The following is an 18,334-nucleotide window of genomic DNA, read 5'->3' as shown; positions in this document are numbered from 1 at the left end:
AAAGATGAGATAAGCATACTTGTACATACTTGTATATACAAGTATGCTTGTTACAAATAGTTAACCTGAACGCGCGTATGCAACCAAGATACATTGCCATTAAATCCCTTATTCTGGATGCCATAGAAGCCGGGCACATGAAGCCAGGTGATCAGGTACCGTCTGAGAATCAACTGGCACAGGAGCACGGCGTGAGTCGCATGACTGCCAGACGTGCGTTGAGTGACATGGTGGACGAGGGCATTCTGATGCGCAGTCAGGGGCTGGGCACGTTTGTGTCTGACCATCGCCCCATGAGTTCAATGCTCGAAATTAAAAGCATTCGCGATGAAATTGAACAACGTGGGCATCGTTATTCCAACCACATTGTGTTGCTTGAAACCCGTCGCGCTGATCACAGCATAGCCGCGCAACTTGCGGTTAATGAAGGGGATGAGGTATTTCACAGTGTGATTGTGCATAGCGAGAACTGCTTGCCGGTTCAATATGAAGACAGATGGGTAAATCCCGCCTGGGCACCAGACTATCTGCGCAGCGATTTTCACGCACAAACCGCTAACTACTACCTTAATCAGGTGGCGCCATTAACCATGGCCGACCACAGTGTGGAAGCCGTACTGGCGGCCGCTGATATTGCCCACGAATTACATATTCAACCCACAGAGCCTTGCCTGAAGGTGAGCCGCCGTACCTATTCTTCTATTCATTCTCCGCTGGTTACCGCGTCAGGACACACACCCGGTAAGTCAGCCGAGAAGCGAAGAAAACAGGGCGTGGTGAGCCATGCTGTGCTCTACCATCCTGGTAGTCGATACCGACTTGGCGGCCATCTGGATTTTCAAACTAAAACAACAATTACCCCGGAGAAATGATGACACGTTTCGACCCTACCCGTGAGATCCGCGCGCCACGCGGCACCACGTTAAACGCTAAAAGCTGGCAAACCGAAGCGCCGCTGCGCATGCTAATGAACAACCTGGATCCGGAAGTGGCCGAGCATCCGCAAAGCCTGGTGGTATATGGTGGTATTGGCCGTGCAGCCCGCGACTGGGAATCCTTCGACAAAATTTGTGAGGTACTGAAGCGGCTAAATAACAATGAAACCCTGCTAGTCCAATCGGGTAAACCAGTAGGGGTGTTTCCTACCCATGAAAACGCGCCGCGGGTGCTTATTGCCAACTCGAATCTGGTGCCTCACTGGGCAAACTGGGAGCACTTTAACGCGCTGGATAAGCAAGGGCTGATGATGTACGGCCAAATGACCGCCGGGTCGTGGATCTACATTGGTTCGCAGGGCATTGTGCAGGGGACCTACGAAACCTTCGTAAGCGTAGCGAAAACCCACTTTAATGGCGACAGCAAAGGCCGCTGGATCTTAACCGGTGGGTTAGGAGGAATGGGCGGCGCGCAGCCGCTGGCCGCTACCATGGCGGGGTTTTCCATGCTGGCCGTGGAAGTAGATGAAAGCCGTATCGATTTTCGTTTAAAAACGGGTTATGTGGATAAAAAGGCAACCAGTTTAGATGAGGCACTGGCCATGCTTGAAGCGGCCAAACAGGCTGGTGAGGCTATTTCTGTTGGCTTGTTGGGCAACGCTGCGGAAGTGTTCCCGCAAATGCTGGCCCGAAACATAATTCCGGACGTGGTAACCGACCAAACCAGTGCGCATGATCCGCTTAACGGCTATGTGCCCAGTGGATGGACACTGGAGCAGGCAAAAGCGCAGCGACTCACCGATGAAGCCAGTGTAGTGAAAGCCGCTAAGCAATCTATGGCAAAACAGGTTCAGGCTATGCTGGGGTTTCAAACCGCTGGCGCGGCAACCCTGGACTACGGCAATAACATTCGCCAAATGGCGCTGGAAGAAGGCGTTGCCAATGCATTTGATTTTCCGGGCTTTGTACCGGCTTATATTCGCCCGTTATTCTGCGAGGGCATAGGCCCGTTCCGCTGGGCGGCGCTATCGGGTGATCCGGAAGATATTTATAAAACCGATGCCAAAGTAAAAGAGCTTATCCCAGACAACCCGCATTTACACAATTGGCTGGACATGGCGCGTGAGCGCATTCAGTTCCAGGGCTTACCAGCACGCATTTGCTGGGTTGGGTTAGGCGAGCGTCAGAAGCTGGGCCTGGCATTCAACGAAATGGTACGCAATGGCGAACTGAGCGCGCCGGTTGTGATAGGCCGTGATCACCTGGATTCTGGATCGGTTGCATCGCCAAACCGCGAAACCGAAGCCATGATGGACGGCTCTGATGCCGTGTCAGACTGGCCATTGCTTAACGCACTGCTCAACACGGCAGGTGGTGCCACCTGGGTGAGCTTACACCACGGTGGCGGTGTAGGCATGGGCTTTAGCCAGCACTCCGGCGTAGTGATTTTATGTGATGGCAGCAAAGAGGCCGACGCACGTATTGGCCGGGTTCTGCACAACGATCCTGCCACCGGCGTAATGCGCCATGCCGATGCGGGTTACGACATAGCGAAAGATTGCGCACGTAAGCACAATTTGGATTTGCCGATGCTGGATGTTGCCCGCCAACAGGGAGATAAATAATGAAGTCGTTAACCCTTATTCCCGGCACGCTGACACTGGAACAACTGCGCACGGTATTTCGCGAACACGTTGAACTTGCACTGGATGACAGCGCCAAAGCCGGCATTCAGGCGGCTGAACAAACGGTACTGGATGTGATTAAAGAAAACCGCACAGTGTATGGCATTAACACCGGATTTGGTTTGCTTGCCAACACCCGCATCGACGTAAACGAACTGGAGCTGTTACAGCGCAGTATTGTGTTGTCGCACGCGGCAGGCACCGGTGATTTCATGAGCGAAGACACAGTGCGTTTACTAATGCTACTGAAAATTAACTCGTTGGCTCGCGGCTACTCAGGGATTCGTTTAGGTGTAGTGGAAGCCCTGATCAAGCTATACAACGCTGAAGTGTATCCCGCCATACCTGAAAAAGGCTCGGTGGGTGCCAGTGGCGACTTAGCGCCGCTGGCCCATATGAGCGTGGTGCTGCTGGGCGAAGGCGAAGCGTTTTATCGCGGTGAGCGCATTGATGCAAAGCGCGCACTCAGCATAGCCGGGCTTGAACCCATCGCGCTTGCGCCAAAAGAAGGGTTAGCGCTGCTAAACGGCACGCAGGCATCAACAGCCTTTGCACTGCAAGGCTTGTTCTACACAGAAAACGCGCTGTATAGCGCCATTGGCATTGGCGCGTTAACCGTAGATGCCGCGCTGGGTTCCCGTGTGCCGTTTGACGACCGCATTCACGCTGTGCGCGGCCACCAAACCCAAAGCGACGTAGCCGCGGCGTTCCGTGAACTGCTGGCTACCAGCGAAATTGGACACTCACATCAAGGCTGCACCAAAGTGCAGGATCCCTATTCACTGCGTTGTCAGCCTCAGGTAATGGGCGCTTGTTTACAGCAGTTGCGCTTTGCGCAGCAGATCCTGGTAACCGAAGCCAATGGCGTAAGCGACAATCCGCTGGTATTTGCTGACACCGGCGATATTCTCTCGGGCGGTAACTTCCACGCCGAAACCGTTGCCATGGCAGCTGATATGCTGGCGATTGCGTTGTCGGAAATCGGCGCGTTGTCGGAGCGCAGAATGTCGCTGATGATCGATACCCATTTAAGTGGCTTGCCGCCATTTCTGGTGGAAAACGGTGGCGTGAACTCTGGCTTTATGATTGCTCAGGTAACGTGTGCAGCTCTGGCGAGTGAAAACAAAACGCTCGCACACCCGGCGTCGATTGACTCGTTGCCAACCTCGGCCAACCAGGAAGATCACGTATCTATGGCGACTTTTGCGGCGCGCCGTTTACGTGACATCTTCGACAACGTGGCAGGCATTCTGGCTATTGAATGGTTGGCAGCGTGTCAGGGACTGGATTTCAGAAGGCCGTTGAAAACCAGCAACCGGTTGCAAGCGCTAATGCAGCTGCTGCGCAACGAGGTGCCGTTTTACGACAAGGATCGCTATTTCGCCCCTGATATTGAAGCAGCGAAACAGTTGATTAAACGCCATCATTTGATGGACACTACACAATTACAACTGCTGGATAGTGAATAGCAGAATAAAGTGGGTGGGCGGCGTTATGTAGATGCCGCCCCGCTCTTGTAATAGTTAATGGTGTTGGTTCAAAAGGAAGCGAAAATGCGTATTCAACGGTGTGCCAAATCAGTGGTTTCTTCGGTGTTCCCAATAGTGGCGCTGGCTTGCGCACTCGGGTTATCAGGCTGTAGCGACAGTGAAGTGGGCGATGTGTCGCTGGGTGTGTTCACTACCAAAGACATTAAAATTGACGCCCTGCAGGATCCGGTAGTAACCGGCGTTACCTGCCATATTTCCAGTATTGAAGCGGATTTGGATTTGTCTGATCCCTCTGATAGCTCTATAGCCTGCCGTCAAACCGGGCCAATCAATGCCGCGATGATAGCCGCCATCGATAAATCAGACTCAGGCGAAGTGATTTTCAAAAAATCCAAGAGTGTGTTCTTCAAAAACATGAAGCTACGCCGTATTTACGACGCAAAATCGCAAACCCTGATTTACCTTTCTTACAGCACTAAAGAAACGTCAGGTAGCTACAAGCACAGCATTTCCACCGTACCGCTATGGGATACCGACGCGTTCGTTACTGTGCCAGTGCAGGATTAATACTTACGCAAACGAGCGTTAAGGCATATGGCATATTGCGCGCAGACAACACTGCTGGCTGCGCGCGCCTAAAGCGGTTATAAGCTGTCGCCCAGTAAATTTGCCCCGATAAAGCCAACCTTCACATAAATCAGCGCGCCTTCATCGCGGGTAAACGGGGTATGTGTTGAATAGCGGGGACTGCGGATCCAACTGCCTTGTGGATACGTGCCATGCTCATCGTAAAAGCAGCCATCCAGAACCAGAATTTCTTCGCCGCCCGGATGGGTATGCGGGCTAAACTGCGTGTTTGGGGCCCAGCGCACCAGTGCTGTACTCACGCCATCGTTTTCATGTAAAGGCAATACCGACAGCCCATTTACAAGGCCCGGTAAAAAGTGTGCTTCGCGTGTATTCAACATTACCGGTTGGGTGTCTGTACGGGCGAACTGCCAGAGCTTTACTAACAAGGTGCAGCCGTTTGCAGAATAAGGCGTATGTGCGCTGCCCGGTGGATTGCGTAGATAGGTGCCAGCCGGATAATCGCCATGTTCGTCACTGAACGTACCTGATAGCACCAGGATTTCCTCGCCGCCATTATGAACATGAGACGTATACCCGGCTCCAGGCGCGTAACGCACAATACTGGTTGCCCGTGCCACCTCGCCACCCACCCGATCCAGCATCATGCGCGTAACACCAGGTAATGGCGAAGGCACATAGGCATAATCTTCAGGTTTAATTACAACACGCTGAGAAAAATCGCCGTTTATTTTCATGTTTACCTCGAAAAGGAATACCTGAGATTGTACTTGAATTTGCCGAAATTGGTTTATCCGAGGATGTATTTGATGTTGATGTGTTTTGCCTGATATTAAAGAAATGGATACAGCAATTAGGGGAGCCTGCGTTATCCGCAGTAAGCGATAGACTTTTGAATTCGTAAAGAGCCTGGAGTGCGTTTCTGTATGGTTGTGTTTTGTCAATTCTGTCAGTGATTTCAGGAATAAACTGCTAATGGCGAATTTAAATCACCGAGCTAACCACAGTATCTACAAGATTGGCTGATGCGGTCCGGGGGCAGATCATTAGTGATTAGAAAGAAAAAGGGGGCTGCAGATTAAATAGCAATTTTACGTAATGGTAGTCATGAGTTTTTGAAGCTTCCTATTCATTTAGTAGCATTCCAGCCAATATCGTGCTGATAATTAATGCACAGCTAATTTTAAACTGGTGCGAATTTGATAGAAATATTGATTGTCTATTTGTTGATCGGAACGGTTGTATCGGCTTTATTTTTTGCCGCGCATCTATTTTTTCGAGCCAGTTTAGAGAAGCCATTCCCACTAAAATTACTTATCGCGACGCTACCGCTGAATATCATCTTGTGGCCGATGTATTTATTTGTCCTTTTTCAAGAAAGGTCACTGAAATCAGTTCTTGAATATAAGTCTTACGATGTACTTTCGCTGCCATCAAATGCTGAACTCGAAAAACGAAGAAAAAGAGTTCTTGAGCTATGGAACAGCCCGCCTCCCTGTGGCAAATATATTTATACAACGTCAAGAAACAGCCGGTTTTGCGACAATACGGAAGCAATGTTTGTTTTTGAAAGCGAGCAGGTGTTCGCGCACTTTGCTCACTACGTGAAAGATGAAGTGAGCATTTATGATCACGCTGCGGCAATTAAAAAGTGGGTTGCCCAGGCCGACTCCTCGCAGGATGTTTGCAGTTGTGTTCCTGAGGAATGGGATGATTTTCGGGATATCGAACGAGACCTGATTGCAAAGGGAATTGGCCAGTGTTTTTGCAAGCAGTGCAATAAAATATATGAAAACAATAGCTTAGTTATAAAGCAAGAAGCGTTAAAGATTGGGTGGAATTTTGAACGTATTGAATGCCCGAACGGACATAGTGTGATCATTACAGAGACAATGCACATATTGAAATCGACGTCTGATAATTGATTAAAGGTGGGTTATTTAGCTGGGCTATAAGAGTGTTTTATAAGAATGCGGGCGTTATAAAATGTGGCTATCAAAGAAAGTTACATTACTTGCTATGCTCAAAGCTTACTTATTAAGGGCTTGATGAGGGTATATGCTGAGTTACTTAAGTGAGCCACAATCTGTGGCCCACTGACTGTTCTTTTGTGACGCTAAATATGGTGTAGCGTCGGCTTTGCTCGAACCAAACTATTTTGATTTGACGCGATTCAGGCAAATTCCCAACGCACCAAGTAAAATAAGTAGTAATGAACCAGGTGCCGGAACTGCAGGAGTTGATGTAGACGATGCTGTAGCGACCGCCCAGTATCTTGGATTTTCTGATGAAGTTAAATTCAAATGACATCCAAGGGCGAGTTCGCAACCGGCAACTACACTCGAAGCAACACCAAAATCAAAAGCAAAGTAAACTGTGTAATTTGTTGATGGAAAGGGATTGATACTACCAAAAAACGATCCGAGAACAGTTGAAAATTCCTGCGCAAGCGATTGATTTTGCCACCAAACCTGGTCGTCCAGAACATCCAGACAAGCTGCGTCGTTGAAAGTACACAAATAGGTATTTACGTCGTATTCACCAGCAGTGGTGCTAATCAGGGTGGCATTTGTATTAAAAGCCATAAAAGACAACATTATAATTGCAAAAAAGTACTTCATAATTAAATCCTCGCATTGTAATTACTAAATGCTATTCATTTTCCATGCCAGGATTTATTTTTATTAAAATCAATTATTTAATTTTATTTTGAATAATAGTTGTAAAATAAATGGACGCTTTTTACCTTGGTGCTAACTTTCTTTAGCATATAGTAATTAGGTGGTAACTTTGAACTTCAGAGTATGAATATCAGGAGAAAATGGTGGCCCCACCTGGACTTGAACCAGGGACCTAACGATTATGAGTCGTGTGCTCTAACCAACTGAGCTATAGGGCCATTTGAATTGTTGCGAGGTGCTATCTATCGATTAGCGGGCGCAAGTATAAGCAGTTTTTGTGTGCTTGTCACCCCATCTCAATACTCAAAATTGCTCAATTGCGCGAATTTTCATCACTTAAGTCTTTGTGCCTCAGCGGTTATTTACTTGAGGGCTATATTTGCCGTCAATGGCGGCCATAGATTAGTGCAAAAGCGGAGTTTGTCTGCTATCTTTCAGCTACTTAGTAGGATTTTCTTCGAATCGGCAATTCATCTGGAGAATAATAATGACTGAAAAACCATACCTGGTTAGTGGCCGAAACACGCTTATTCACAAAGTACGCAAGTTTGATTTGCTAGTTCTTAATGGCAGTGACGCTCCACCTATCGTGGTAACGTTCCGCGGCATTAAAGAGTACACCGGAAAGGTGCCTGAGAATAAACGTGAGGCAAAAATGATGGACATGGAACTGGTAGACGTTACTACCAGCGATGTGTTCGGCGACGAAAAAACGCTGATTTTTATTCAAACCTTAAGTGGTAAAGAATACAAAGTGGACTATTCGAAAGCGGGTACAGATATGTTCATCCGTGTTCACCAGGACAGCATTTTTTAACGCGGTGTTACCTCGGCCATTCCTTGAATGGCCTGTCATCCAGCATCTTCGATATTTCCCCATCCGTCAGGATTGAGTGTGTTAAATCCATGAATAGCTTTGGGTTTGCCTTTTAGCTGCACGTATCGGCGATCGTAAATATTAAACTGACACAAATCCTTGGGCGTTGTTTCAGACGCATTGAGTTCATTCAGGATGCCGCCATGTCGCAGTCCTTCTGCCACCAGTTCAGAACAAAACCAGCGATTAAATTTACGCCTGTTGTAGGTTAGCCATTTGAACCATTTGTGGTCGTCGAAGGTGTCGATTGCTGCCCCAAACAATTGCCATATATCGTAGGATTTGTTTAGTTGGTCAGCCAGGAATTCATGAAAGGTAATCCAGTTGTCTTCCAGTGAGGCTTTGGCATCGTTGTGAAGGGGCAACCACCAGATATCGCCCTTGTAGGTGCGAATGCGTTCTCCCACGTAGTTATACATCACCCCTTTTTTGCCTTTGATTGACGTTGCTTCAATCATAGTGAGGTCGTTGAGGTGCTGGTTAGTTGGCGTGTCGGGCGTATCTACAACCAGAGCGGTGTGGGTAACCACTGAACGGGTAGTGAATTTTGCCCAGCGAGAAAATAGACTGGTACCACCAAAGGCAATGATGTCGCCCGGTGCGATAAGGTGTTTTACTTCCTCATATTGTTTATGGGTTAACACGGTTATTCCTTTATACAGATTGCGAAGCGACAATCCGCGGATTAATCCACTGTTGCGTGTCCGAACGCAGCATAGCAATGCGCAAAACGCAGTAATGAATCAATCTGCTCCTTTCTTCGAATGTTACAAATTGTGTGGTCTGCACGACTAACCTGAAGGTTAATCCGACCGTTTAACTGCAGTTATATCCCGTTTATCGCAAAATCTCAAATAGCAGCAATTTAACGTTTCTGAGACAACCTTTTTACGTTCTGTCTCTACTGTATAGGGGCGTACCGGAAAGTCTTGCTGTGTTTCCCTGCGCAGCATCGAGTTAATCAGAGGATAAGATCATGAAAGTAAGTAACCGTATTTCTGCCCCACTGGCTATTGCCGCATTGATGTCTGTAAGCGTTATGGCTGCAATGAGCTCAGCTCAGGCTGCCACTATGTCTGCTGCGATGGAACAAAAGTTGGTAGCGGTGTGTGAGGCCATTAAAGACGACAGTAGAATTGCACTGCATAAAGCCGTGAAAAGCAGCGGTGTTAGCTATCGCGTACTGGCCAACGGATTGGTGTGTAATGGCCAGGATATGTATAGCTTTGCCATGTTAAATAACGCTAATCAAACCGGCGCAATCATTGCCAAGCGAACCAATCTGGCTGAGCGCAGCCTCACTGCAAAGCGCTAAGTTTTTCCTTTCCCTGGGCTTGAGGCTGCCAGTTGGCTGCCTCTTTTTTCATAAGGAAGCACTGTGTTAACAGCAGCGCGAACTGAGCCAATCACGTTCGTTATGACGCAGGGTAAACTGGCGCAGGCTTTTTCACTTAGCTTGCAAGAACTCACTTTGCCTGAATGTCAGTTTGAATTTACCACGGATCTGCACACGCAGTTTTGTTTTCAGGCCCGTTTGCAACATCCCGGGCTCAGCACGCAGGAGAGCGTTGCCGAACATGGCAGTCTGAAAATTCTGGTGGTAGGTAGTCACGATTTGTCGTTGCTATCGCTTGATGCGCCGCGTTGCGAACTCAGTGTGCTGTGCGGTTACAACAACCAGCAGGCCATCGATGGTTTTGCCAAAGGGATCAGTCGCTTTTATCAGCCTGATGCACCAACGGAACTGAGACAGCGGCAAATAACGGATTTGATTGACGCGTATTATGCGCGAATTAATGCCCTGAAGTGGCAATGGATAATAAAGCGGTTGAGCTGGCAGCGAGCGTGCTCACCGGCGCGTTTACTGCAGGAGTTGTCAGCGTTGAAAACGCGAAGTACCGCACCGCATCATCAAATATCACTGCGCAGCAGTTGTGGATGGCACTGCGTCGACTGGCAACGTATTCGCTATGTTGAGGCTGCGGGAGATTACATGTGCGTGTACACCCAGGAAGAAACCCTTATTGTGCGATCCACCCTAACAGAATTAGCGCAGCGCTTACCCCAATCCTGGTTTTTACGGGTTAATCGCTCAGTGATCATCAATCTGCATCACGTTAAAGGGCTTACCAAGCTAAGTCCGGCGGTAAACTATGTTGAGCTGAAGGATGGCAGCCGATTGAAAATCAGTCGCAGATTACTGCCACAATGCCTACGTTATCTCGATGGCAAAGTCTGGCCTACATAATAACTGCTTATATCCTTTATCTACGACCCAAGTCGGCTGGTGGTGTGCGCGCCAGGCGGTTATGATGAAACGCGTTTAAATTCTGCAGGGTTGTGTATGCCAAAGGTTGTCGCCAACGGATTGGGATTTGTTGGTATTGTTTGCTGTTATCTGATTGGAGACTGTCTGGTTAAGTTAACAGGTGTGCCACTACCGGGGGCGCTGTTGGGCATGTTACTGCTACTTGGGATCCTGCTGCTTCGAGGACGATCGCCAGGAAGCATGGGGCATGCTTCTCAGCCTTTGCTCGGGCATATGTCGCTGTTATTTGTGCCTGCGGTGGTAGGCGTAATGTTGTTCTGGCCAGAGGTGAAACAAAATTTAATTGGCATTGTACTGGCCTTGGTTGCAACTACGGTAATCAGCATGGGCCTTACTGCGTGGGTGGCGCAGCGTATCCTGAGCAACAATTATCGGGGTTCGCGTAAATGAATCACGATGCACTTCAACTTACCCTGAATGAATTGCTGGAAGTCGTTCAAAACACGCTGAGTCTGCACAGTGTTATTTGGCTGGCAATTACCTTACTGATATATGCTGGCGCAGTGTGGTTATTTCGACGCTTGAATAATCATCCGCTTATTCATCCGTTAACCATTACCGCAGTTGGAATAGCGTTGCTTTTAACGGTTACCAGTACGCCGGTAGAGCAATATCGTTTGGATACCAGTTTATTGCATTGGTTGCTTGGGCCCGCCACCGTGGCGCTTGCCGTACCCTTGTTTAACCACTGGCAGCGAATTCGCCAACTTGGCTGGCCGCTGGTGATAAGTGTTGCTGCGGGCGGAATCATTGCGCCAGTCCTTGCCTGGTGGATGGTATATGCCTTTGATGCGCCCATGGCCATCCAGCTAACCATGTTAGTAAAATCCATCACCAGCCCGCTGGCGATGGAAACCGGTGCAATGATTGGGGGAATTCCCGCTTTGGCTGCTGTGTTTGTGATCATTACCGGAATAGTTGGCGCACTGGCAGCGCCGCTTACCTATAAACTGCTCAACGTAACTCAGCCCGAAGCGCAAGGTGTGGCGCTGGGTTCAGTATGCCATGCGGTGGGCACTGCCAAAGCGCTTCATATGGGGGAAGTGCAGGGCGCACTGGCCACTGTGGGACTGTGTCTGAATGGCGTGATGACTGCCGTGGTTTTACCGTTGCTGTTGTAGGAGCGAAAAGCAGCACTGACTTAGTGTCGCCGTAACACGTATAAATTCGGCTACAAACATTGATTTTTACCAGACTACTGCTATTCGTTAAAGAGACTAAATGTAATTGATTTTATCGCTTCTTTATCTTCTGGATGGCTATGTATTCTGTATTGATCTGTGACGACTCGCTGGTAGCCCGCAAACAGGTAGCCAAGTGTTTACCCCAGGATTGGGATGTAGCAATCCACTTCGCAAAAGACGGCCAGGAAGCCATTGATGCGCTGAAAGAAGGCAAAGGTCAGTTACTCCTGCTCGATTTGAATATGCCAGTGATGGACGGCTACCAAACTCTCCAGGCTATTCAAAAACAAGGGCTAAAAACGAAGGTTGTGGTAATTTCGGGCGATGTTCAACCAGAAGCTCACGACAGAGTAAAAGCGTTAGGCGCAGTAGCGTTTATTCGTAAGCCGGTGAGTGCTGCTGAACTACATGATGTACTAACAAGCAATCGTTTACTGGCGGCTGAGCCCGAAGAGTTAGCAGAGGTCGCACCGCTGGATCCGGATATTCGCGACTGTTATCAGGAAATCACCAATATTGCCATGGGACGCGCTGGCGATCACTTGGCCAGAACGCTAAATGTGTTTGTGCATTTACCTATCCCCAACGTTAACCTTATCGAAGTCACTGAACTGCACATGCTGCTAAGTGATATTGAAACGCATGAGCGGGTAAGTGCAGTCTGCCAGGGCTTTGTTGGTCCAGGAGTGCAGGGTGAAGCGCTGTGTATTTTAAGTGATTCCAGCCTGGGGGATGTGGCCAGAATCCTGAATATATCCGGTGAGGTAGACGACCAGAAACAGCTGGAGTTACTCATGGATGCGGCCAGTATTCTTATTGGAACTTGTTTAAGTGGGATTGCCGAACAACTGGATATTTCCTTTGCGCAAGGGCAACCCGTGGTGTTGGGGCAACACAGAAATATCTCCGACATTATTCATACCGGCAAACTCAAATGGCGACGCACACTGGCCATTGAGATTTCATATGGCCTGGAAGGATATAACGTGGTGTGTGAATTGATTTTGTTGTTTACCGAGTCATCAATGGAAGTGATGAACTACAAGTTGGCGCATTTGTTGGAGGATTTTTAGTGAGCGAACTGGCTGTTAGCGAAATGCAGGAGTTTCACTGGATCATCGATATGCTGCAAACGGTCGACGTTGGGATAGTGGTGCTCGATAAGCAGTTTAACGTGAAAATGTGGAATGGCTTTATGGAAAGCCACAGCGGGCGTCTGCCGTCGGATGTACGTGACAAGTGCCTGTTTGATTTATTTCCCGACATTGACAAAGACTGGTTTAAGCAAAAGGCCAAACCGGTGTTTGGCTTAAAAACCCGCGCGTTTATGATTTGGGAGCAGCGCCCGTATTTATTCAAATTTTCTAACTATCGGCCCATTACCGGTAGCGAAGAGTTTATGTACCAGAACATCATTTTATCACCGTTAGTGTCGTCCACAGGCAAGGTAGACAATATCAGTATGATGATTTACGACATGACCGATATTGCGTCGGGTAAAAAGCAACTTGAAGCACTGCAGGTGGCGCAAAGCGAAGCGTTTGAACGCCAGCACATGCTGCGAAATAATTTGTAGCTCGCTAAACAACCATTACAAACCATCAGGTAAAACGTTGTTAGGCTTGCTGGTATGCGGTTCATCGCCAGCTATAATTTCCTCATCAATTGCGCTACAAATCGGCTTGAGAGTTCACCTGAATTTTTAGTGTTCTGGTCTAAAGCGCCTTTTCATTTTATTGCCAGGTTTCACAATAGGGGTATGAAATTTTTCTTCATTTCCTTTTGGCTCCTGATGCTCAGTGTGCTGAGCAGTGTATTCCAACCTGCTTATGCGCATTATGCCTGTGACGTCGACCTGCAGTATGGCGTGGTGGTTAGCGACAATCAGTTGCGCGTGCTGAAAAAGTACCAAACGATGTACCAGATAAACCATCAGCAGCAGTTGTTTGTGGGCGGCCAGTGGTTGAAGTTGTCCCCTGCGCAGGCAGAACTGGTTCAGGAGTATGCGGAGGGACTACATGCTCTGGTGCCACAGGTTACGTTACTGGCAACCATCGGTATAGATTTGGCAACCGACACAGTGCAGCAAATGTATGAAAGTCTGGTTGGCAGCGATCACGACAGCTATGAACGGCTTAACCTTGCCATTGATAAAATAAAAGACCGGGTACGCAAAAAATTCCGCTATGCCAGATCTAACTATTATATTGGCCCCAGTTCGGCCAACTTAGTGGAAGAGTTCGAAGACGACGATTTAGGTTTGCCAATCTCAACCACGTTAACCACGTCTGCGGGGGCTATCCTTACATCGTTAGGCACGATGGATTCAGACAAGCTGGTTATTGACCAGCAAGCAATGGACAACATTAATCAGCAACTTGCCCGTTACGCTTTGAAAACCGGTGTAGACGGCCCACCATTGCAAAGTACGCTAGCGGAAAAAGCGCGTTGGTATTGCGACTACTTTGCCAGGCTGGATGCTATTGAATCGAAAATTCAACTAACTATTCCCGAAATGGCGCAATTGAATTTAATTGATGTGCAGTCTCATAAAGAGCAGGACGGCGTTAAGTAGCTGTTTCTTTGCGAATAACACTGAGTAAAAAAGCGCTATGCAGATTGAAGAGACCGCGTAGCGCTTTTCATTACGAAGGACGTAGCGTCTATTTACGAATAATCGATGACACCGATTGTGACACGTTTTCGGCCCCTTTCAGGATCTCGTTCATCACTTCCTGCACCTGTGCAATTTGCTGATTGTTCTGTTCAACATTGGCTTTTACTTTCATCATTTGCTCCGTTGCCTTCGATGAAAGTTGCTTGTTTTCGCTTACTACCGATTCGATTTCTACGGTAGATTCGCTGGTGCGACTGGCAAGTTGACGAACTTCATCTGCAACCACTGCAAAGCCGCGGCCCTGATCGCCCGCGCGTGCTGCCTCAATTGCGGCGTTTAGCGCTAGCAAATTGGTTTGATCGGCAATCGAACGGATGGTAGACACTATCTGTTCTATACTGCCAGATTGCTCGTGAAGCTTGCTCATGAGCGCATTAGTTGTGTCTACTTCGTGTTGCGTAGCATCAGACACATTCACCGAGCTATCCAGCAACTCGCTGCCTTGTTTGGCAATTTGTGCGGTTTCTTCTGCGGTGGCAAACGCAAGCTCAGCTGCCTGGGCAATCAGATTCTTTGATTCAACCTGTTTAGTTACATTTGAAGCAAATTTAATGACCTTAAATACGTTACCATCAGGGCCCTTAATGGGATTATAAGTCGCTTCCAGCCAAACCGAGTTGCCTCGGGCATCTTTGCGTTCAAATAAACCAGACTGATGTACGCCATTGGCAAGCGAAGCCCAAAAATTGGGGAATTGTTCCTTAAAATCCCGGGTACAAAATATAGCGTGATTCTTACCTCTTATTTGGTCAAGAGAATAGCCTACAGTGGCAGTGAAGTTTTTGTTGGCTGTAATAATGGTGCCGTCGGGTTCAAATTCGATCACCGCCATCGAGGTATCCAGTGCTTTGTTAACCGCCTTTAGTGTGCTCGCTTCTTTAACTTGATCTGTTACATCAAAAGCGATCTTCATTACCGATACTACCCGGTTTTGAGCATCCTTAATCGGTATGTAAATAGCCTCCAACCAGATTATGTCACCATCCGCTTTGCGACGGTTAAATGTACCAGCCTGACATCTTCCATCGCGTAATTTTTGCCACAATGCAGAATATTCAGGAGTCTTCGCGTAGTTTCCTACACAAAACATACTGTGATGTTTGCCTTTAAGATCTGCTTCACTGAAGCCCATCGCCTGGCGAAACAGAGAACTGGTTTCCAGAATATCGCCATTGGGGGTAAATAGGATGGTGGCAACACAATGCTTGATTGAATCGATTATTTGAAGCTGAGTATCAGCAATGGCTGACAGCTTAGCAACTTCAGCCTTATGCTTGGCTAAAGATATAAACATGAATAATTCCTCAGTGTTATACCCCGGAAGTTCATCCATGAAAGCACTATTTGCTAGTTCTTGCCCCTGCTGCAAATTTGCTTTGTTCCAAGGCTGTCGCTATTGGTTTTGTGTTTGATTAATTAAACACTATTCGTTGTTAATTCTCGGCTTTGAATCAGTCTTAGTGCCGGAATTTACATTTATTTAACTCAATTGATTGTAGCAGTCCTTTGTGAAACAGCAATTCGCCTAAAGGTTACTTTTATATTGGTAAATGCGGTATTTAGGTATATAAATCAAATAAATGGTCTATTTTTGAATTTGCATTTATCTATTTTTGTATATAGATTTTTGATTATATTAAGCAATATTCTATTGACTGTTTTAATGCAGCAGAAACAGGCGAGTGAAATCAGAAGACTGGAAAGGGGAATATAAGATGGCAGCGGCAATGCCGCTGCCAAAATGTTATAACTGTGTTTTGGTGGCCGTGGCAAATGCTACGTGTAATTTATGGTAGGCCGCTTCGTTAATAAAATGCGGAAACACAGTGTCGCCTTGCCAGTTTTCTTGGGAACCATCGAAATGCGTGAATACCGGCATGCCTGATTTGAGTTCGCTAAAATCCTGATCCTGCAGGTTAGGGTGGATCATTGCCAAACGATGTCCTGCCTCATCCCGTGGATACAATATGTTTTCTATAAAACGAAATGCGTCACACGGTGGTAGCGCTGGCACATTGTTTTGATTGTATTGCTGAATAAACGCCAGGATCACAACGGCCATTTTTTCGGTTAACGCATACACATCTGCACGCAGCAAACCCTGAGGTTGTGCGCCAACTTCAATCATCAGACCGCGATTGCCCAGGGTACACAGATACGGATGTTCCTGAGTCGGCTTTTCGTCCTCTACCAGCACATTGGCTTCGGGCATGTGGTGTTTTACATAGCGGGCCAGTTGCACGTGGAATTCATCGGCTTCCAGAATAATCAGCGTTGCGCCCATACTGCTGGTGGTATTGTGAATATCAATCACCAAATCAAAGTCTGAGTTACCCTTTGGCCCCAGCTTTTCATTTAATTCATGAGCCAGACGCGCTTCCAGGCAGGATGGGGTAGCTGCAAGTTTTTGCGGAGTGAACTGTCGGTTCAGATCTTCTTCCAAAAACCGAACATTCGCTTCCATGGCCTTGGTATTGGCAAATAAGCAGGTAATGTCCAGATCATTAAATGAAGAAGGAACGCCGTGTCGCAACCAGTTGCTTACCAACTGAATGCCGCTCATTTCGTTGCCGTGGGTTCCGCCAACAATCGCAATTTTTTGCAACATATCACCTCTAGTGTTTAAAAAAGTCATCTTGCTGCTGAGCAAGCATGGCTTCGATTTCTTCGATATCGATTTCTTCTGCAAGCGGTTCCTGCGACGGAGTTGAAATGACTTTTTCTTCCGACGCCCATTCCCCTAAATCAATCAACTGGCATTTTTTACTGCAAAACGGACGGAATTCACTCTCAGCTGACCAAACAACATCGGTCTTACAGGTTGGACATTTTACTTTCACGGTTAACACGCTGCTATATCGAATTGAACATTTTGTTCTACGGCACCTGAACGTCCTTCAGGCGGATTAAAATACATGAATCTGAGTGCATAGCGGTACTTGTTGCCACTGAGGGTGGGATAGAAGTCCGTACCGCTGGCACAGCGGATGCGAATGAGTTCATTCTTGTCATCGGCAACGCCTTGATAGAAACCGTTGGTGGCGGTTTCCTTTGAGTACATGGTGCGTTCTCTCAAAAAGGACAAAGTAATGCTAATGGCCTCTTCAGTGAGGGCAAAGTACTGAATCCATTGTTTTACGTCATCCTGTCGCTGGGCCAATGGCAAATGCATCCAAAAATGCAGGTTGGGTAAATCAAAACTGCAGGTAGCACCGGGAATGGCAAATCGTTGACGGATGCTGGCAAGAAACTTGTCGTCTTTTAACGCAGGACTCACTTTCTTACTTTGTTTCAGGTTATCGCGAATAGAAATAATAGTGCGCAGGGTCTGCTGCAAGGCATCGTTATCGATATTGGGTAACTGTGACCAGTACACCAGGTTTTTCTCGTGTATATCCAGGTCTTTCACAATGTCGGTGCGAATATCAATACGCTCGAACAAATCCAGCAGCGTAAAAAGTTGCTCAAAGAAATACAGTTGCATACCGTTGTCTAAACCGGCAGCCCCCGCCTTCAGCTGACCCATGAGCTGCTCAATCCGCAGGTAATTGCGAACTTTTTCTTTCAGCGGAAATTCGTACACTGTGAAGTTTGCCATTTAAATCCTCGGAACCTGTTTATCTCAACAGACTACCAGTCAAGCCGCTAATTTACCAATATATCCGGACGTTTACTCCGTTATACAAGGTGTAAGGCCAACACAGATACTGTGAAGCTTTTACAGGCTAACCGGCATCATTTTCGCAATCGAATTCGAATTAGTTAAGTCATTAAACGGCAAGTATAAATCTAAATTGAAAATAGTTTAAGTATTTCAATGGATTAAGTTTTTAATTTTTAGCTGGAATACCATTTGCAGCAGACAAATTGTGGTTACGCAAAACAGCG

Annotated in this window: 20 protein-coding genes and 1 tRNA gene; 13 read left to right on the top strand and 8 right to left on the bottom strand. The window is 47.4% G+C overall.

Annotated features, from left to right (window positions below; genetic code table 11):
- The first annotated feature begins 77 nt into the window (after nt 1-77).
- The 4 genes from FJ444_RS02845 to FJ444_RS02830 all read left to right on the top strand — a co-directional run bounded on the left by FJ444_RS02845 (nt 78) and on the right by FJ444_RS02830 (nt 4,677).
- A complete protein-coding gene (locus FJ444_RS02845; protein ID WP_140956386.1) occupies nt 78-872 on the top strand; it encodes a UTRA domain-containing protein in 795 nt (264 codons plus the stop codon).
- Nucleotides 872-2,560, top strand: a complete 1,689-nt coding sequence (hutU, locus tag FJ444_RS02840) for a urocanate hydratase (RefSeq protein ID WP_140956466.1) — start codon at nt 872-874, stop codon at nt 2,558-2,560. Before FJ444_RS02845 ends, hutU begins: the two co-directional genes overlap by 1 nt.
- The gene (hutH, locus tag FJ444_RS02835) at nt 2,560-4,089 is read left to right on the top strand and encodes a histidine ammonia-lyase (RefSeq protein ID WP_140956385.1); all 1,530 of its coding nucleotides are present in this window, start codon (nt 2,560-2,562) and stop codon (nt 4,087-4,089) included. Before hutU ends, hutH begins: the two co-directional genes overlap by 1 nt.
- Before the next feature lie 84 nt (nt 4,090-4,173).
- Nucleotides 4,174-4,677 (top strand): CreA family protein, encoded by a 504-nt coding sequence (locus FJ444_RS02830; RefSeq protein WP_140956384.1) that lies wholly within the window; start codon nt 4,174-4,176, stop codon nt 4,675-4,677.
- A 77-nt stretch (nt 4,678-4,754) separates the two neighbouring features.
- Here the strand turns inward: FJ444_RS02830 and FJ444_RS02825 are convergent, their stop codons facing one another.
- Nucleotides 4,755-5,435 (bottom strand): cupin domain-containing protein, encoded by a 681-nt coding sequence (locus FJ444_RS02825; RefSeq protein ID WP_140956383.1) that lies wholly within the window; start codon nt 5,433-5,435, stop codon nt 4,755-4,757.
- Nucleotides 5,436-5,897: 462 nt separating this feature from the next.
- Here FJ444_RS02825 and FJ444_RS02820 point away from each other — a divergent pair, with 462 nt between their 5' ends.
- Nucleotides 5,898-6,623 (top strand): hypothetical protein, encoded by a 726-nt coding sequence (locus FJ444_RS02820; RefSeq protein WP_140956382.1) that lies wholly within the window; start codon nt 5,898-5,900, stop codon nt 6,621-6,623.
- A 228-nt stretch (nt 6,624-6,851) separates the two neighbouring features.
- Here FJ444_RS02820 and FJ444_RS02815 read toward each other — a convergent pair whose 3' ends face one another.
- Nucleotides 6,852-7,319, bottom strand: a complete 468-nt coding sequence (locus FJ444_RS02815) for a PEP-CTERM sorting domain-containing protein (protein ID WP_140956381.1) — start codon at nt 7,317-7,319, stop codon at nt 6,852-6,854.
- Nucleotides 7,320-7,520: 201 nt separating this feature from the next.
- Nucleotides 7,521-7,597 (bottom strand) — tRNA-Ile (locus FJ444_RS02810).
- A 269-nt stretch (nt 7,598-7,866) separates the two neighbouring features.
- On the opposite strand from FJ444_RS02810, the gene FJ444_RS02805 reads away from it, so the two are divergent.
- The gene (locus FJ444_RS02805; RefSeq protein WP_140956380.1) at nt 7,867-8,196 is read left to right on the top strand and encodes a hypothetical protein; all 330 of its coding nucleotides are present in this window, start codon (nt 7,867-7,869) and stop codon (nt 8,194-8,196) included.
- Nucleotides 8,197-8,231: 35 nt separating this feature from the next.
- Here FJ444_RS02805 and FJ444_RS02800 read toward each other — a convergent pair whose 3' ends face one another.
- The gene (locus FJ444_RS02800; protein ID WP_181405039.1) at nt 8,232-8,900 is read right to left on the bottom strand and encodes a hypothetical protein; all 669 of its coding nucleotides are present in this window, start codon (nt 8,898-8,900) and stop codon (nt 8,232-8,234) included.
- Nucleotides 8,901-9,232: 332 nt separating this feature from the next.
- Here FJ444_RS02800 and FJ444_RS02795 point away from each other — a divergent pair, with 332 nt between their 5' ends.
- The 7 genes from FJ444_RS02795 (at nt 9,233) to FJ444_RS02765 (ending at nt 14,344) form a co-directional block, all read left to right on the top strand.
- Nucleotides 9,233-9,571: a DUF3718 domain-containing protein gene (locus tag FJ444_RS02795; RefSeq protein ID WP_140956379.1), complete on the top strand. Its 339-nt coding sequence runs from the start codon at nt 9,233-9,235 to the stop codon at nt 9,569-9,571.
- A gap of 63 nt (nt 9,572-9,634) precedes the next feature.
- Nucleotides 9,635-10,504: a LytTR family DNA-binding domain-containing protein gene (locus FJ444_RS02790; RefSeq protein WP_219993861.1), complete on the top strand. Its 870-nt coding sequence runs from the start codon at nt 9,635-9,637 to the stop codon at nt 10,502-10,504.
- A 96-nt stretch (nt 10,505-10,600) separates the two neighbouring features.
- Entirely contained in the window at nt 10,601-10,975 is a 375-nt protein-coding gene (locus FJ444_RS02785; protein WP_140956378.1) for a CidA/LrgA family protein, read from the top strand.
- Nucleotides 10,972-11,706, top strand: coding sequence for an LrgB family protein (locus tag FJ444_RS02780; protein WP_140956377.1), 735 nt, complete (start codon nt 10,972-10,974; stop codon nt 11,704-11,706). Before FJ444_RS02785 ends, FJ444_RS02780 begins: the two co-directional genes overlap by 4 nt.
- 140 nt (nt 11,707-11,846) lie before the next feature.
- Nucleotides 11,847-12,842, top strand: coding sequence for a response regulator (locus tag FJ444_RS02775; protein ID WP_140956376.1), 996 nt, complete (start codon nt 11,847-11,849; stop codon nt 12,840-12,842).
- A gap of 23 nt (nt 12,843-12,865) precedes the next feature.
- Nucleotides 12,866-13,345: a hypothetical protein gene (locus tag FJ444_RS02770; RefSeq protein WP_140956463.1), complete on the top strand. Its 480-nt coding sequence runs from the start codon at nt 12,866-12,868 to the stop codon at nt 13,343-13,345.
- Nucleotides 13,346-13,528: 183 nt separating this feature from the next.
- Complete coding sequence (locus tag FJ444_RS02765) at nt 13,529-14,344, top strand: DUF2884 family protein (RefSeq protein ID WP_181405038.1); 816 nt, start codon at nt 13,529-13,531, stop codon at nt 14,342-14,344.
- A gap of 88 nt (nt 14,345-14,432) precedes the next feature.
- Here FJ444_RS02765 and FJ444_RS02760 read toward each other — a convergent pair whose 3' ends face one another.
- From FJ444_RS02760 to zapD, 4 genes are all read right to left on the bottom strand, one after another.
- Nucleotides 14,433-15,740 (bottom strand): PAS domain-containing methyl-accepting chemotaxis protein, encoded by a 1,308-nt coding sequence (locus tag FJ444_RS02760; RefSeq protein WP_140956374.1) that lies wholly within the window; start codon nt 15,738-15,740, stop codon nt 14,433-14,435.
- A gap of 450 nt (nt 15,741-16,190) precedes the next feature.
- The gene (locus tag FJ444_RS02755; RefSeq protein ID WP_140956373.1) at nt 16,191-17,054 is read right to left on the bottom strand and encodes an aspartoacylase; all 864 of its coding nucleotides are present in this window, start codon (nt 17,052-17,054) and stop codon (nt 16,191-16,193) included.
- A gap of 7 nt (nt 17,055-17,061) precedes the next feature.
- The gene (gene yacG / locus FJ444_RS02750; RefSeq protein ID WP_140956372.1) at nt 17,062-17,286 is read right to left on the bottom strand and encodes a DNA gyrase inhibitor YacG; all 225 of its coding nucleotides are present in this window, start codon (nt 17,284-17,286) and stop codon (nt 17,062-17,064) included.
- Between the two features lie 2 nt (nt 17,287-17,288).
- Nucleotides 17,289-18,044, bottom strand: coding sequence for a cell division protein ZapD (gene zapD, locus FJ444_RS02745; protein ID WP_140956371.1), 756 nt, complete (start codon nt 18,042-18,044; stop codon nt 17,289-17,291).
- Nucleotides 18,045-18,334 lie beyond the last annotated feature (290 nt).

Origin of the sequence: Aestuariibacter sp. GS-14, from assembly GCF_006494365.1 — a bacterium.
Taxonomy (GTDB): domain Bacteria; phylum Pseudomonadota; class Gammaproteobacteria; order Enterobacterales; family Alteromonadaceae; genus Alteromonas; species Alteromonas mangrovi.
Note: the sequence above shows the minus strand (reverse complement) of the source record. Positions and strands in the feature narration are given on the sequence as shown.